This is a genomic window from Xanthomonas hortorum (assembly GCF_040279205.1).
GTDB lineage: Bacteria > Pseudomonadota > Gammaproteobacteria > Xanthomonadales > Xanthomonadaceae > Xanthomonas > Xanthomonas hortorum_F.
Window position 1 is genome coordinate 31,094 of record NZ_JBEOLS010000041.1, and the last position, 15,528, is coordinate 46,621.

At 62.2% G+C, this 15,528-nt stretch carries 12 protein-coding genes and 1 pseudogene; 10 read left to right on the forward strand and 3 right to left on the reverse strand.

Annotated features, from left to right (window positions below; translation table 11 throughout):
• Window positions 1-190: 190 nt before the first annotated feature.
• Entirely contained in the window at window positions 191-1,117 is a 927-nt protein-coding gene (locus ABS769_RS15400; RefSeq protein ID WP_016901356.1) for a phosphoribosylaminoimidazolesuccinocarboxamide synthase, read from the reverse strand.
• A gap of 206 nt (window positions 1,118-1,323) precedes the next feature.
• Between ABS769_RS15400 and ABS769_RS15405 the strand changes: the two genes are divergently transcribed.
• Window positions 1,324-1,653 carry a J domain-containing protein gene (locus ABS769_RS15405; protein ID WP_006448472.1) on the forward strand — a complete coding sequence of 110 codons (330 nt, stop codon included), beginning with the start codon at window positions 1,324-1,326 and terminating at the stop codon, window positions 1,651-1,653.
• A 130-nt stretch (window positions 1,654-1,783) separates the two neighbouring features.
• Here the strand turns inward: ABS769_RS15405 and ABS769_RS15410 are convergent, their stop codons facing one another.
• Window positions 1,784-2,623 carry an outer membrane protein gene (locus tag ABS769_RS15410; protein ID WP_006448473.1) on the reverse strand — a complete coding sequence of 280 codons (840 nt, stop codon included), beginning with the start codon at window positions 2,621-2,623 and terminating at the stop codon, window positions 1,784-1,786.
• Window positions 2,624-2,767: 144 nt separating this feature from the next.
• On the opposite strand from ABS769_RS15410, the gene rpe reads away from it, so the two are divergent.
• The 6 genes and pseudogenes from rpe (at window position 2,768) to ABS769_RS15440 (ending at window position 8,987) form a co-directional block, all read left to right on the forward strand.
• Window positions 2,768-3,439, forward strand: a complete 672-nt coding sequence (gene rpe / locus ABS769_RS15415; protein WP_317061949.1) for a ribulose-phosphate 3-epimerase — start codon at window positions 2,768-2,770, stop codon at window positions 3,437-3,439.
• Window positions 3,436-3,927 carry a GNAT family N-acetyltransferase gene (locus ABS769_RS15420; RefSeq protein ID WP_317061948.1) on the forward strand — a complete coding sequence of 164 codons (492 nt, stop codon included), beginning with the start codon at window positions 3,436-3,438 and terminating at the stop codon, window positions 3,925-3,927. The genes rpe and ABS769_RS15420 overlap by 4 nt, the downstream gene beginning before the upstream one ends.
• Before the next feature lie 233 nt (window positions 3,928-4,160).
• Entirely contained in the window at window positions 4,161-5,090 is a 930-nt protein-coding gene (gene yegS, locus ABS769_RS15425; RefSeq protein WP_006448476.1) for a lipid kinase YegS, read from the forward strand.
• Window positions 5,091-5,638: 548 nt separating this feature from the next.
• A complete protein-coding gene (trpE, locus tag ABS769_RS15430; protein ID WP_006448477.1) occupies window positions 5,639-7,114 on the forward strand; it encodes an anthranilate synthase component I in 1,476 nt (491 codons plus the stop codon).
• Window positions 7,114-8,181: a threonine aldolase family protein gene (locus ABS769_RS15435; RefSeq protein WP_317061947.1), complete on the forward strand. Its 1,068-nt coding sequence runs from the start codon at window positions 7,114-7,116 to the stop codon at window positions 8,179-8,181. The genes trpE and ABS769_RS15435 overlap by 1 nt, the downstream gene beginning before the upstream one ends.
• Before the next feature lie 27 nt (window positions 8,182-8,208).
• A pseudogene (locus tag ABS769_RS15440) lies at window positions 8,209-8,987 on the forward strand (SIMPL domain-containing protein).
• 310 nt (window positions 8,988-9,297) lie between these two features.
• Here ABS769_RS15440 and xopAE read toward each other — a convergent pair.
• Complete coding sequence (gene xopAE, locus ABS769_RS15445) at window positions 9,298-10,920, reverse strand: type III secretion system effector XopAE (protein ID WP_317061979.1); 1,623 nt, start codon at window positions 10,918-10,920, stop codon at window positions 9,298-9,300.
• A gap of 765 nt (window positions 10,921-11,685) precedes the next feature.
• Between xopAE and ABS769_RS15450 the strand changes: the two genes are divergently transcribed.
• The 3 genes from ABS769_RS15450 to ABS769_RS15460 all read left to right on the forward strand — a co-directional run.
• The gene (locus tag ABS769_RS15450) at window positions 11,686-14,151 is read left to right on the forward strand and encodes an HrpF/NolX family T3SS translocon protein (RefSeq protein ID WP_317061946.1); all 2,466 of its coding nucleotides are present in this window, start codon (window positions 11,686-11,688) and stop codon (window positions 14,149-14,151) included.
• A 995-nt stretch (window positions 14,152-15,146) separates the two neighbouring features.
• A complete protein-coding gene (locus tag ABS769_RS15455; protein ID WP_317061944.1) occupies window positions 15,147-15,329 on the forward strand; it encodes a hypothetical protein in 183 nt (60 codons plus the stop codon).
• A gap of 42 nt (window positions 15,330-15,371) precedes the next feature.
• The coding region (locus ABS769_RS15460) for a transposase (protein ID WP_233368074.1) at window positions 15,372-15,528 on the forward strand (157 nt) is incomplete at its 3' end.

A 15,528-nucleotide genomic window follows, 5' to 3' on the forward strand; every position in this document is an offset into this window, starting at 1 on the left:
TTGCAGCGTGCCTGTTGGCAATCGGCTATCTGCCTCTGCATCGCTGACCATTACACACTTGGCGCGTGATGGCCGAATTGCCAGCTGTCGCTTTCAGAATTCAAAACGCGTGCGCCAAGTAAGTCGCTTGGCGCTCAGGTCATCGCTGCAATGGTGCAACTTCAAAGCCCCGCAACCGGGGCTTCAAACATCAATCAACCGAAATACCCGCCAACCGCTGCAATGCCTCGGCATATTTCGCACGCGTGCGTTCGATCACCTCTGCCGGCAGGCTGGGGCCGGGCGCGGTCTTGCCCCAGTCCAGGGTTTCCAGATAATCGCGCACGAACTGCTTGTCGTAGCTGGGCGGGCTGGTGCCGAGTTCGTATTGGTCGGCCGGCCAGTAGCGCGACGAGTCCGGGGTCAGCATCTCGTCCATGATGTACAGGCGGCCATCGGCGTCGGTACCGAATTCGAACTTGGTGTCGGCCAGCAGAATGCCGCGTTCGGCGGCAAAATCGGCGGCGAAGCGGTAAATGCGCAGCGTGGCATCGCGCACGCGCTCGGCAAGCTCTGCGCCCACCGTCTTGACCATCGCATCGAAGTCGATGTTTTCGTCATGGTCGCCCACGGCGGCCTTGGTGGATGGGGTAAAGATCGGTTCGGGCAGTTTCTCGGCCTGGCGCAGGCCGTCGGGCAGTTCGATGCCGCTGATCTTGCCGGTGCGCTGGTAATCCTTCCAGCCACTGCCGATCAGGTAGCCGCGTGCGATCGCTTCCACCGGCACCGGCTTGAGCTTGCGCGTGACCACTGCGCGCTTGGCATACAGCGCCGGGTCCACACCGTCGGGCAGCACCTGCTCCACGCGGATATCGACCAGATGGTTGGGCATCAGATGGTCGGTCTTGTGGAACCAGAAGTTGGAGACCTGGCACAGCATCTCGCCCTTGCCGGGGATCGGGTCGGGCAGCACCACGTCGAACGCGGACAGGCGGTCGGTGGCCACCATGAGCAGATAGTCGCCCGGCGGCGCATCGGCGGGCAGGCGCTCGCGGGGAATGTCGAAGACATCGCGGACCTTGCCACGGTGACGCAACGGCAGGCCGGGCAGATCGGATTGCAACAGCGTGGTCGACACAGGCACTCCTAAGGACGTCGCAATGACGCTGTCCCCGGGACCCGGCGGGCCCGCGGGTGGGCAGCGGGCCGCGTAGTGTACGGCGCTTCGGTGCGCGCCGCTGGATTTATTGGAGGCAACCGCGCGGCCGCGTGCAGACCGTGTCAGCCAGGCCGGGCGGGCGTTCGGGTACTATCGCCAACCCGCCTCCCCGCCCCCGATCGCCCATGTCCTGGTACGGAAAACTGCTCGGTGCACTGGCCGGCGCCTTGCTGTTTCGCGGGGCACCGGTGGTGGGGCTGATGATCGGCCTGGCGATCGGCCACGCAGTGGACGCCGGTTGGTTCAAGCGTCGTGCGGAAAATCCGTATGAAGCGCTCGGGCTGGAGCCGGACGCCACCACTGCCGAGATCGACCTGGCCTATCGCCGGCTGATGTCGCGCTACCACCCCGACAAGGTGGCCAATGCCGGTCCGGAGGCACGCAGTCAGGCCGAAAAGAAGGCTAGCCAGATCAACGCTGCCTACGATCGCATCCAGCGACTGCGCAAACGCTGATCGAAGGCTGCGCATCTGGTCTCGCTGTGAGGCGATGCAACGGCCTGCTCCAGAATCGAAGCTGGAACCCGCATAACAAAAACGCCTGACCATTGAGGCCAGGCGTCGTGGTCACTCACATACCCAAGACTCAGAAGCGATACGTCGCCGTCAACCGCACCGCATTGGCCGAGAAATCAGTGTCGGTGCGGCGCAGATCGGTACCGGCCGGATTGACGCGCAGGAACGGGTTGGTCGCCGGTGCGGTGCCCGGCCCGACGCGCACGCGGGTGTCTTCGTCCTCCAGGCGGGTGAACAGGTATTCCACGCCCACCGAGACGTTGTCGCTCAAGCGGCGCTGCAGGCCCACACCGGCCTGATAGCCGTCGGCGCTGTCGCCACCGCTGCTGGTGAAGCTGTTGGCGGTGTTGCTGCTGGAGAAGCTGTGGTCGAACTCGCCGCGTGCCACGCCGGCGGTGAAATAGGCCAGAAAATCGCCCTGCTCGCCGAAGGCATACCCGATCCGGCCACGCAGGGCGGCGGTGCGGTTGAGCTGGCGGGTGAAGGTGTAGAACGCCGGGGTGGTGCTGAAGGCGCTGACGCTGTCGCGCAGGTCGTTGCGGGTGTACTCGGCCACCACGCCGTAGACCCAGTTGCCGGCCTGCCAGTCGTAACCGAGACGCGCGCCATATTCGGCACCGCCCTTGTCCTTGCTGCAGCCACTGGCCGGAGTGCGGCCGGCTGCGGCGCCACCGCAGAAGCCGGGCGAGAACGCATCGGCACCGGTGGCGGTGCTGACCTGGTCGCCATCGCGGCCGTCCAGATTGGTGTCGAAGCCGAAGCGGCCGCCGGAGACGCCACTGACGTCGGCGCCGCCGACATTGGCGCCGATGGAGAAGCCGGACCAGTCGGCCGGGCCGGTTTGTGCCCAGGCGGACGGGGCGAGGGCCAACAGAACGATGGCGGCAGAAGCGAGCGGGGTGGTTTTCATGCGTTCTCCTTAATCGGGCGCAGCGCGCCAGTTCTGTGTGTACGCACGATGGCGGCGCACGGATGCAGAACGCGTTCGTCCTGACGCTTTCATCCTGCGATCCCGGTTGCGAGAATGTGCGCTCCGTTACCTTCCGAGCTGCCCATGCAACCGACGGCGATCGCCCCGTCCATCCTGTCCGCCGATTTCGCCCGTCTTGGCGAAGAGGTGAACAACGTCCTGAAGGCCGGCGCCGACTGGGTGCACTTCGATGTGATGGACAACCACTATGTGCCCAACCTCACCATCGGCCCGATGGTGTGCCAGGCGCTGCGCAAGCACGGCATTACCGCGCCGATCGACGTGCATCTGATGGTCGAGCCGGTGGACCGCATCGTGCCGGATTTCGCCGATGCCGGCGCCACCACCATCAGCTTTCATCCCGAAGCCAGCCGCCACGTGCACCGCACGATCCAGCTGATCAAGTCGCACGGCTGCCAAGCCGGGCTGGTGCTCAATCCGGCCACCCCGGTGGATATTCTCGATTGGGTGCTGCCGGAGCTGGATCTGGTGCTGGTGATGTCGGTCAACCCCGGCTTCGGCGGGCAGGCCTTCATTCCCTCGGCGTTGGACAAGCTGCGCGCGATCCGCACCAGGATCGATGCGCTCGGCAAGCCGATCCGGCTGGAGATCGATGGCGGGGTCAAGGTCGACAACATCGGTGCGATCGCCGCCGCCGGTGCCGATACCTTCGTGGCCGGCTCGGCGATCTTCAATGCCCCCGACTATGCGCAGGTGATTGCGCAGATGCGTGCGGCGGTGGATGCGGTGCGATGAGCCAGGCCCCGCTGCAGATCCGCACCGCCACGCCCGATGACGCCGCGCTGCTGCACGAACTGGTCACCGCGCTGGCGGTCTACGAGCGCGAGCCCGATGCGGTCAAGGCCAGCCCGGAGGATCTGCGTGCCAGCCTATTCGGGGAGGGCGCCACCGCACACGCGCTGATCTGCGAGCAGGACGGCCAGGCGCTGGGATTTGCGGTGTATTTCTTCAATTACTCGACCTGGCTCGGCCGCAACGGCCTGTATCTGGAAGACCTGTTTGTGCGTCCGCAAGCGCGCGGGCAGGGCGCTGGCCTAGCGCTGTTGCGGCATCTGGCCCAGTTGGCCGTGCAGCGTGGCTGCGGGCGGTTCGAGTGGTCGGTGCTGGACTGGAACGCGCCGGCCATCGCGTTCTACCAGGCCGTCGGTGCGCGCCCGATGGAGGGCTGGACGGTGTACCGGCTCGACGGCGAGCGCCTAGCCGCGTTTGCCGCTGGCGCTTGAGCCAAGCGCGGCGGGCAACAGCGGCACATAAAAAGAAGGCCGCTCCCATTGGAGCGGCCTTCAAGAAAATTGGAGGCTGATCCTGCCCCCGCCCGTCGTCCCTGCTATGGACTTCCATCCTCCGGGTCATCGATGACATACCAATGACAGCCCGGTGGCAGTGCGTATTCACGATGCACGCAGCGGCCCGCTGCTAGCCTGCGCGCATCACTCCCACAGCATTGGCAGCGCGCATGGCCCCGTCCCACTGGCGTCTGATCCTCAACGGCAAGTCCACCGACAATCTGGACCTGCGTGAGGCGGTGGGAACGCTGCGCAAGCGCGGCATCCAGCTCGATGTCCGGGTCACCTGGGAAGAGGGCGACGCCGAGCGTTATGTCGGCGAAGCCGTTGCCGACGGCGTGCACACCGTGGTCGCCGCCGGGGGCGACGGCACCCTGAGCGAAGTGGCCGCCGCACTCGCCCATCACGACACCGATGCCGCCACGTTGCCTTCGCTGGGTCTGGTGCCGCTGGGCACCGCCAACGACTTCGCCACCGCCGCCAACATCCCGCTCGAGCCGCTCGACGCGTTGACACTGATCGCCGAACGCCCGGCGCAACCGATCGACCTGCTGCGCATCGACGCCGAGCACGGCCCGCATTGGTGCGCCAACGTCGCCAGTGGCGGCTTCGGTACCCAGGTCACCGTGGAAACCGACGAGGGCTTGAAGAAGATGCTCGGCGGCCTGGCCTATCTGATTACCGGCATGTCGCGGCTGGGCCGCATCGACCCGATCAGCGCCCGCTTCAGCGGCCCGGATTTCAGCTGGGAGGGCGAGTTCATCGCACTCGGCCTGGGCAACGGGCGCCAGGCCGGCGGCGGCCAGGCGCTCTGCCCGGAAGCCTTGATCGACGACGGCCTGCTCGACGTCACCATCGTGCCCGCGCTCAACGGCGAAGTGGCCGCCACCCTTGGCACCCTGGTCACCGGAGGCAAACAGGCCGCGCTGGAACGCGTTGCCGTGCGCGCCCGGCTGCCCTGGCTGGAGATGGTCTCGCACCAACCACTGACCTTGAATCTGGACGGCGAACCTGAGACCTCGCAGCATTTCCGCATCGAATGCGTGCCGGCGCGGTTGCGCATGCATTTGCCGGTGGAGTGCCCGCTGCGCAGCGCTTGAAGCTGGGAATGGGGAATCGGGAATCGGGATTCAAGCGAAGCAACTGCGGCTCAAGCGAAGCAACCGCCATCGCACCGCTGTAAGCCCCTCTCCCTCCGGGGCGATAAGGCACGGTTTGCGCGCCACTGGCGCGCGTGCCTTGGAGCGCCCGCGCTGCTAGCGCGGGCCGGGGCGCGGAGAGGGGGTGGGGTGAGGGTCCCTGTGCCGACACACATGCCGCTACCAGGCATCTCGCCCTGACATTGGCCAACAGCAAGTCGTCGCAGACAGCCCACAGCCCAATACACCTATCAACGACAAACACGCGCCATCCGGCCCGGATGTCACTCAGCTTGAAAAGCCACACCCAACAACACACGACCCAACTCACTTTCGCAATTCGCACATCTTCGGCACCGCCCCTGCTGCCCTAAACCAGCAGTTGCGCTACAGTACCCACGTGTCCCGCCTGACGACTTCACGCTCCTTCTCTTCCGCTCGCCGCTGGTGGCGATGGTGGCCCGTTGCCGTCGTCCGCCCCGCCACAGAGTCCCGGAAGGAAAGTCGTCTTGATCACCGCAGAGCAGTTCCAGCGCCAGGCCGCTGAAGGTCACACCCGTATTCCCGTTGTCCGCGAAGTGCTGTCCGATCTGGACACGCCGCTCTCGGTCTATCTGAAGCTCGCCGACGGCGCCTATACCTATCTATTCGAATCGGTTGAAGGCGGTGAACGCTTCGGGCGCTATTCCATCATCGGCCTGCCCGCGCGGCGCGTGTACAGCTTCCGCGGGCATACGCTGGAAATCAGCGAGCACGGCGAAGTGCTGGAAACCCGCGAGGTTGCCGACCCACTCGCCGAGGTCGATGCCTTGCGCGCCGAGCATTCGGTGCCGCAGCTCGACGGCCTGCCCGGCTTCACCGGTGGCCTGGTCGGCTGGTTCGGCTTCGAGTGCATCCAGTACATCGAACCGCACCTCGGCGGCGGCGACAAACCCGACGAACTCGGCACGCCCGACATCCTGTTGATGCTCTCCGAAGAGCTGGCGGTGTTCGACAATCTCAAGGGCCGCCTGTACCTGATCGTGCATGCCGACCCGCGCCAGCCGCAGGCCTATGTGCGCGCCAATCGGCGCCTGGACGAGCTGGCGCATCGCCTGCGTCAGGGCGGTGCCGGTTATCCGCAGGCGCAGATTTCCGATGCGATCGACGAGTCGGATTTCCGTTCCTCGTTTACCCGTGAGGAATATCACGCGGTGGTGCGCAAGGCGCAGGAATACGTGCGCGCCGGCGACATCTTTCAGGTGGTGCCGTCGCAGCGTTTGCGTGTGCCGTTCCGTGCGCGCCCGGTGGATGTGTATCGCGCCTTGCGCGCGCTCAATCCATCGCCGTACATGTATTTTCTCGATGTCGGTGGCACCCAGGTGGTCGGTTCCTCGCCGGAAATCCTGGCGCGCCTGCGCGATGGCGTGGTCACCGTGCGGCCGATCGCCGGCACCCGTCCGCGTGGTGCCACGCCCGAGCTGGACAAGGCGCTGGAAGCCGAGCTGCTGGCCGACCCGAAGGAGCGTGCCGAGCACGTGATGCTGATCGATCTGGGGCGTAACGATGTCGGCCGCGTTGCCGAACCTGGCTCGGTGAAAGTCGGCGAGCAGTTCGTGATCGAACGCTACAGCCACGTCATGCACATCGTCAGCGAAGTGACCGGTACGCTCAAGGCCGGCCTGAATTACAGCGATGTGCTGCGCGCCACGTTCCCGGCCGGCACCGTCAGCGGCGCGCCGAAGATCCGCGCGCTGGAGATCATCCGCGAGCTGGAGCCGGTCAAGCGCAACGTGTATTCCGGCGCAGTCGGCTATATCGGCTGGCACGGCGATGCCGACACCGCAATCGCGATCCGCACCGCGGTCATCCAGGACGGCTACCTGTATGTGCAAGCCGGCGGCGGCGTGGTCTACGACTCTGATCCCGACCTGGAATGGCAGGAGACGATGAACAAGGGCCGCGCACTGTTTCGCGCGGTTGCGCAGGCGGCCAAGGGGCTGTGATGGACGGGCAGGGCAGCGCTGCGCGCATCAGTTTTCGCAACGACTACAGCGAGGGTGCGCACCCGCGTCTGCTGCAGGCACTGGTGGATGCAAGTACCGAGCAGAACGCCGGCTACGGCACCGATCGCCACAGCGAACGTGCGATTGCGTTGATTCGGCAGGCGGTCGCGCAACCGCAGGCGGCGGTGCATCTGTTGGTCGGTGGCACCCAGACCAATCTGACCGCGATCGCCGCGTTTCTGCGCCCGCATCAGGCCGTGATCGCAGTCGAAGCCGGCCATATCGCCACGCACGAAACCGGTGCGATCGAAGCGACCGGCCACAAGGTGCTCACCGTGCCCGCGCTGCACGACAAGCTCACCCCGGCGTTGATCCAGCCGGTGCTGGACGTGCACGGCAACGAGCACATGGTGCAACCGCGCCTGGTCTACATCTCCAACAGCACCGAGAGCGGCACCATCTACACGCGTGCCGAACTTGACGCGTTGTCGCGTTTCTGCCGCGCGCACGACTTGCTGCTGTATCTGGATGGCGCGCGCCTGGGCGCAGCGCTGACAGCGGATGGCAACGATCTGGATCTACCGACGATCGCCGCGCTGACCGATGCGTTCTACATCGGCGGCACCAAGAACGGCGCCTTGCTCGGCGAAGCCTTGGTCATCGTCACTCCTGCCTTGCAGGCGGACTTCCGTTATCTGATCAAGCAGCGCGGCGCGCTGCTGGCCAAGGGCATGGTGTTGGGCACGCAGTTCGCCACCTTGTTCGAGGATGGATTGTTCTTCGAGCTGGCTGCGCATGCCAATGCCATGGCGCAGCGTTTGCGCTCAGGATTGCGGGCCGCTGGCGCGCAGTTCACCAGCGACTCGCCGACCAATCAGCAGTTCATCGCCGTCAGTGCGCAGCAGGCCGCGCAGCTGGCGCAACGCTACGACTTCGAGCGTTGGGAAGTCCGCGCCGATGGCAGTCATGTGATCCGCTTCGTGACCTCGTGGGCGACCACGGCCGCGTCGGTCGATCGGCTGTGCGCGGACGTCGCAGCGCTCAGCCACTCCGGCTCGCATTCATAACCACCTCTCTCATCAAGGAAGAACCCGATGAAGCGAGTTGCCCTCTGGATTTTCGCAAGCCTGTTGATGCTGCCGCTCGCCGCGACAGCGCAGGTCAACAGCCTGCCGTCACAGCCGCATTTGCTGGTGAAAGGCCAGGCCTCGCGGACGGTTGATCCGGACCGTTTCATCCTAGATCTCAAGGTCGTCAAGACCGATATCCAGCCGGATGTAGCGCGAAAGTTCGTCGAAGACCGCGCAAGGCATGTCTTGCAAGGGTTGCAGCGCAATCGTGTCATGAAAGATTCGCTCTATGCATCGGCGCTGTCGATCTCGCCGCAATCACGCTACGAAAATGGAACAACCGTTTTTTCTCAGGCACTCAGATAGAGCGCAGGATTCGCGGGACCTTTACCTCGCTGGTGGATGTGCGCGCTTTCCTTGGTGGGCTCGATGCCAACGAGAACGTGCAGGTGCTTTCGCTGCAAAGCAGCTACGCCGACGTAGCGCGGCTGCGTGCCGACCTCAAAGGCGAGGCAGCCAAGCAGTCGCGTGAATCGGCGCAAGGTCTGGCCGCCGCTTACGGCGTGCGCTTGACCGGGATTTACAGCATTTCTGATGTTGCACCGAGCTTCTCGTACGGCATCCAGGCCGGTACCTGGTCGGCACCAGCATCGCCGACGCCCGCGTCCATCATGTCGCCTCCCTCACCTCCAGCACCGCAAGCGCCGTCCAGCGTAGGTGGCAGTGCGCAAGGCGAAAGCCTGCTGACCGGCACCATCACCTATACCGAAAACATCTATGCGGTCTTCCTGATCGCGCAATGAGTCCCCTGCCATGCGACTGAGGATGGATAACTAGCATCGTGGTGCAGAGTCATCCAGGGAATTCTCCAAAGTCATTGGAACCTTTAGATTATTTTGTGTTTTCTGATCCAGTGCGACCCGGTCAGATCCATCGCAATCCAGTAACTGGCAGGTATCGTCGCGAGCATCAAGTAGTTGATACCCGCAACGTAAAACTCTATAAATCATCAGAGAACGTTAGCAATCTAATGAATCACATCTGCTTTAAAAATAACGAACTAAAGCAACGCTCCTGATAGCGGAAAAGTCTTCGCCACAGCACGCGAGGGCCCTACTGGATGCGCCATTCTTTTAACAGCGCACGTGCGCGCAGCCCGATGAAGCTGTTCGCGTTGGCCTGCGCCTGTTCGGACTCCCACTTGGCCTCTGCTTCCCCGATGACGCCTTCCTCCGCTTCGTCGAACTGAGCCATGGCCCAGGTGGTCGCGGCTTCCTGCGCCGCCTTTCCCTCCACATCGTGCATGGAAATATAGGCCCGCAGCGGTGGCCACATCTGCGGACGCCCGGTGAGTTCGTTCCTGCTGTGGAGCAGCCTGTCTCTCGATAAACCTAAATCGGGATTTAGCACCGCCTCCTGCAGCAGGCTCAGCGCCGCCCCCTGGTCCCGTGTGTGCATGAGCTTGTGCTTCAGCATTTCCGAAAAAGCAGTTTTGACATCTCCCCGCACTGCAGGCCCGCCACCGCCCACCTGGGTCATGCCATCCATGTTCAGCGTCTTGACGGTGTGCTCGCCTAAAAATTCGCCGAAGCTGCTTCGGAATTCGGGAGACATGATGGCCTCGGCCACCACCTGGTCCAGCAGACGCATGTCGGCCGGCGTCATGGAGCCGCCGAAGATCATGGCGTTTTGTGTCAGCCCCTGCATCCACCTGTCAAAACGCTCCCCCAGGTCGGCATCAATGCCGCGCAACACGCGCGTGAACTCGGGTCCGCGGTTCCATGATGATCGGGCCTGCGCCGCCGCAGGCCTCGCCGGTGGTCGCATTCTGCCGGCGAGCGGCTCTACCGCGGGTTGTAGGTTGCGGATCCGGGCCAATTGGCCATGCAAATGATCCGGCACCCTGATGTCGCAGGTGGCGGGAAGCCGCGCCAGGGACTGTGGAAGGGTCCGCAGACCCGTGCCACGCAGATCTAGAAGTTGCAGCTGGGAGAGGTCCTCAACGTTGTCGGGAAGATGCCGGAGCGCAGCGCAATCTTTCAGGGACAGTTTCGTCAGGCCGCTCATTTTCCCAATATCCTCGGGCAACTGCGTCAGTCGGCGATTGGAGGACAGGTTGAGTTCTTCCAATCGGTGCAGCCGGGTCAGGCCGCCTGGCAGTTGTTCCAGCTTGGAGTTCGATGCCACCTCTAGTGACTTGAGGCCCTGCATGTTGCCGATGCTTTCAGGCAACTCCCGTAAATGCGACGAGTGCGAAACGCTCAATTGGGTTAACTGGCTTAGTTGGACGACGCTGGGTGGCAGGCGCTCATAGCGCCCGCCACCCAGCGTGAGGCTGCGCAGGCTTTGCATGCGCCCCAAGTCTGCCGGTAACTCCTCCAACGGTATCGCCGTCAACTGTAGGGTCGTCAGGTTGGGCAGGCGCGTCAACGACGTTGGCAGCCTTTTCAGACCCGGGGTGGCGGCGACTTGCAGGTGGCGAAGTTGGCGGAGCTGCCCAAGGCTGTCTGGCAACGACTGAAGCCCGGTATTGACCAGCGACAGTTCTTGCAGTGCTTCAAGCCTGCCGATCGCATCAGGTAGTGTCGTGGCAGGAAGTCCGTAGTTGAGTGCGAGCCTGGTGCTTCTGCGAACGCCCGCGCGGCGGATTGCGTCTGCCACGCCCTGTAGAACCTCCCGCGAGGTATCCCGTTGGCCGTTGTGCAGGTTGTAGCCGCTCGGGACCCGCTCTGCCATCGGCAGGTTGAGCGCGAGCCAGTCATCGATGTCGCGCTCTACGCTGTCCGGTGGTGCAGAAGAACTTGCAGCTACCCCAGCCGGTGGCATCGACGAATGCAGAGGCGACCGTAAAAAGCGTCCTCCTCCCGGACTCCTGGGCGTCAAAGTATTGGCCCCCGACGTATTTTCGCGCCGCCGCGGCCGCGCGTGCAGCGGGCTGAGTAAGCCATCCACCGCAGCGGACGGTTCGCGTAGCGTCATGTCTTCGGCAGGGGCTGGCTCGGGGGTGTCGGTTCGCGGACGAGCACGAAGTAAGCGGTTTACATTGAACATGGAGATATACCCAGCAGATTCAGCAGAGTGCATCGTTCTCTCAAGCTCAGACTACTTCCCTGTGATCACCATCGCAGCGCGGAAGCGAAGAGGTTGCGTCACCACGCGAATCAGGCGCTTGTTTGCAAAGACTCCCCCGGTCCTGCATCCCCGCACCCTAAGCGCCAATCAGGAGGTAGACGGCCTGATTGGCTTTCAGCGTCATGAAAAATGTCCATCACAAAAACGAGGGCTGCTTTGAAACCCTACATCCCCAAGCTGATGTGGTTAAGCACGCCGCCCTCGCACCGTTTTCTGCGCTTTTTTCGCCAAAATAGTTCATCGGTGCATGCGTCCTGTACCGGCGGTGGCAACATCTGTGCTCGCCGCATGAGACATGCCTGTGTGACCGTATGAGCATGTACTCAGATGCAGCCGCTCTGTCACTGCTCTGCCATTGCGAGGCCGCACATGTCGCTCAACACGCTTTCGACCGGGAGTGCCGCCGGTCTGTTTCTACCTCTCACGGATGACACTTCGTCGCCGGAGGCGCCCGGATCCGATTCGGCCATGAATGACTCCGATCTGTTGCTGGCGATGGACAACCTGTTCTTGCAGCAGATTTACACCTTGATTGCCGCCACCTACGGCAACACGCCAATCAGTGAGTCAGGCAGCGACATTCCGGGGTTGGCCACGCCTTCAGCGGACGACGTGCAAGCCGGCCAGCCGATCGAGAAACGCACGTCCTGGCCGAGCCCATCAACCCCATTCGATGCCAAGGACATCAAGGGATCCAGGCTGCCGCCTGCGGTGGATGGCTCATCGGTGACATGGGACGGCGGCACGCTCACCGCATCGGAGCTCCAGATTGTTTCCACACTCAATCAGCACAAGGACAAGATGCCGCTTGAGTTCGCAAAACTCGACGATACGATCAATGACTCGTCCACGCCCGCCGATCTGAAGAGCGCGCTGCAAGGCTTGCAGAAAGACCCGCGCCTGTTCTTCGCGATCGGCTCGCAGGGCGATGGCAAATGCGGCGGCAAGATCAAGGCCGAGGACTTGTGGGATTTCGCCGACCACCACCAACAGGTCACCGACCTGGGCGGCAAGAATGCCGAGTTCAATCCCAAAAACATTAAGGGAGCGACACCGCCGCCTGCCGCAGAAGGTTCAACGGTGACCTGGGATGGCGGCACGCTCACCCAGAACGAGCTGGACATCGTCACTACGCTCGATCGCCACAAGGACCAATTGCCGGTCGCGTGGGCCGATCTGGATGCGAAGATCAACGATCGGGCGACGCCGCCGGATCTGCAGAAGGCATTGACCGAACTGCAGAAGGATCCGCGGCTGTTCTTTGCCATTGGCTCGCAAGGCGATGGCAAGTGTGGCGGCAAGATTACCGCCGGCGATCTCAGCAAGTTCTCGGCCGGCCACGCGCAGGTCGCGGAATACGCCAACAAGCAAGCCAAGGGCTACACGCAGAACTATGTTGCGTCGGACAGCCCGGACAAGACCCAGCCAACGGTCATGACCGAAAGCGACGCGATGCGCGAACTCTATCGCTACTCGGACTATCTGCCGAAGGATCTGAACCAGGACGCCTTCAAGCACCTGGTCGAAGGCGACAGCAAGACCAAGAAGTGCCCGCCGCAAGTCATCGCCGCCGCGCAGTACTTTCGTGAGCACCCGGACCAGTGGAAGGCGCTGGCGGGAGACGCGGGTTCGCTGAGTACGCCGGATTTTCTGCAGAAATCCGCATCTGAGATGCACCTGACCGCCCCCGAACTGAAAACGCTCGACACCATCAACAGCCACCAGGATGCGTTCTTCGGCGACGGCAAAGAGGTGACCCGCGACAAGCTCGACACGATCGTCAAGGACGATAAAGCCGACCCCGCCGTGCGCGACGCCGCCAAACAGTTGTTGGGCGACCCGCTGCTGTTCGGGTTGTTGAACAACTCGATCACGGGCTACAAGAAGCCGCACAGCTTCTTTGGCGGTGGTCATGTCGTCGACTCGGGCAAGATCAGTGAAAAGGATTTTCAGCAGTTCTACGAGCATATGACCGCGGCCAACAAGACCGTAGCTAAGGCACCTACCCACGCGGCCACATCTTCCGAGCAGAAGAAGGCTGTCGCGGACATGTTGATGGGCAAAGCCGATCAACCCGAAATCAAGAAGAAGAAAAAGGATATCGGCACCGTCGGTAAGGGATTGCATGAGTTCCTCAAGTGGGATAGCAAGATCATGGACTGGGCCTCGGTAGGACTCAGTGCATTGAACGGCATCCCCGTAATTGGCGAGTTTGCCGATGCAGCCGCGCTGGCATTGGAGAGCGAGGCGCAGGCAGCACAGGTGATCGACACGGCACTGCAAGGTGGCGACATGTCACTCGCGTGGAAACTCGCCGGTATCAATATGGCGGGAGCGGTCTTAGGCGCAGTCGGTGGACCAACCGCTAGGCTCGCAGCCAAAGGGGCCGCCAAGGGTGTAGCCGAGGGCGCCACCAAGGCGGCGAGCGAGAGTGCTACCAAGGGCGGCATCAAGGGCGCTACTGAGGGAGCGACCAAAGGCACGACCGAGGGTGCAACAAAGGGCGCTACCGAAGGAGCAACGAAGGGCACAAGCGAGGGTTTAACCAAAGGTGCAGCCAAGGATCGGAAATCCAGCGATGCGGTGAAAGGCTATTTAATAGGAAGCTCGATTAGTAAATCTGTCGAGATGTTAAAAATTCCGGTGATGGCAGGCTTGCATTACGAAGAGGTGCAATTGGACAAAGAGAAGAAAAAAGGCGACATCCGCCAGAATCTGGAAACTGCGGGCGGAGTGCCGCTGGGCAAACAGAGTATCCCCAAGCCCATTGCAGACAACTTCGAGGCGGACACGAAGGAAAATCTCAGGAGTTTGCGTGGCGGCCGGCGTAGGTAATGAACGCATTTGTTCGGCGTTCACTATGAGCGCCCGAAACATCGGCGTACAGATCACTTGATCTACAAGCGCGCGCTTTCGCGGTGCGATATAGGTTGGTCGCAGCAAAATCGGCCGCCCATGCATTTTTCACCAATGCAAGCGAGGTTATCCGCATAATCCAGCTTGGCGCGCAGCAGGATGCTGCATTGGGTCGCCTTGTTACTCTCGAGCACCGAGCGGGCGCAGCGTCGTCGATCGACTGCGCGCAGCGCAAGAGTTATCCACGCACGCCTTCCAACGGTCGGCGGTCGCTATCCTGCTACTTTGAATGCCAATCTACCTTGACGACTGCTGTTTAGGACCGGCAAGCACTATTGCACCGCCCTGGACCGGATTTACTCGCTAGAGTTCTAGAAGGGGCGAATGCGGCAATGACGCTGCATCGAAACCTGAAAGACCAGCTTGCTGGATGACTCTCTCAGTTTGGGTCACCCGAAATGCCGAGTACGGACGCCGGGTACTGTGCCTGATAGCCAAGAGAGAACGGTTCGTTATGCCAGACTTATTTTTCAATCACGATCCACTCACTCTTCTTACGTGGTGTAGGAGGAGCGGCCAATACCTATTGATTGCATTCGGTACGCCGCATGCTGCGAGCATCGGAGGACGAGGGCTGCTCGGCATGCGAAGACGTCGTCCCATGGTCAAGCACAAATCCGTGTATGCCAGCGCAGTGGCCTTCTAGTCATCGATTATCACCACGGCCACAGCCTGCCCGACGGACATTATCCTGGCTTGGCCGACAAAGGTGACTGGGCGAATCAATGCAGGGCTGAGCACTTTGGCTGCAGCCCCGCAGCAAGTCCAGAAGGTGTGGAAGATAGTTTTTTTCCAGTCGCCTGCGGATATCTACGGACTACTGGAGATCAGTGGCGGGACCACGTTTGAACATTAGACGCATTATTGCTATTGAAATAATTCAACAACTCTTCTCTCGTTCGCACTTCTGTTACATGGCTGACCTGGCGATCCCAGATGACCAGTTTTTCACCTTGGCGCATCGCAGCAACCAGGTGTCCGATGCCCGAATGACGCTCCATGCCGATCGCAATCTTTTCGTAGTCTGGAAGCTGATGCAGTGCATTGGCAAGGTCTTCCGGCGATCCGCGCTGGTGTTTGACACTGCCATTTTCTAGGGCCTGTTAACACTAATGGCCCGAGCGATTAAACTATCGTGCATGGAGATCACGCCAGCACAATTTTCTCTAATCGAACACTGCCTGCCGGCGCAGCGCGGCAATGTCAGCATGACCAACCTGCAAGTGGTCAACGCCATCCTTTACGTTGCCGAGCATGGCTGCAAATGGCGCGGCCTACCCAAGCGCTTTGGCAACT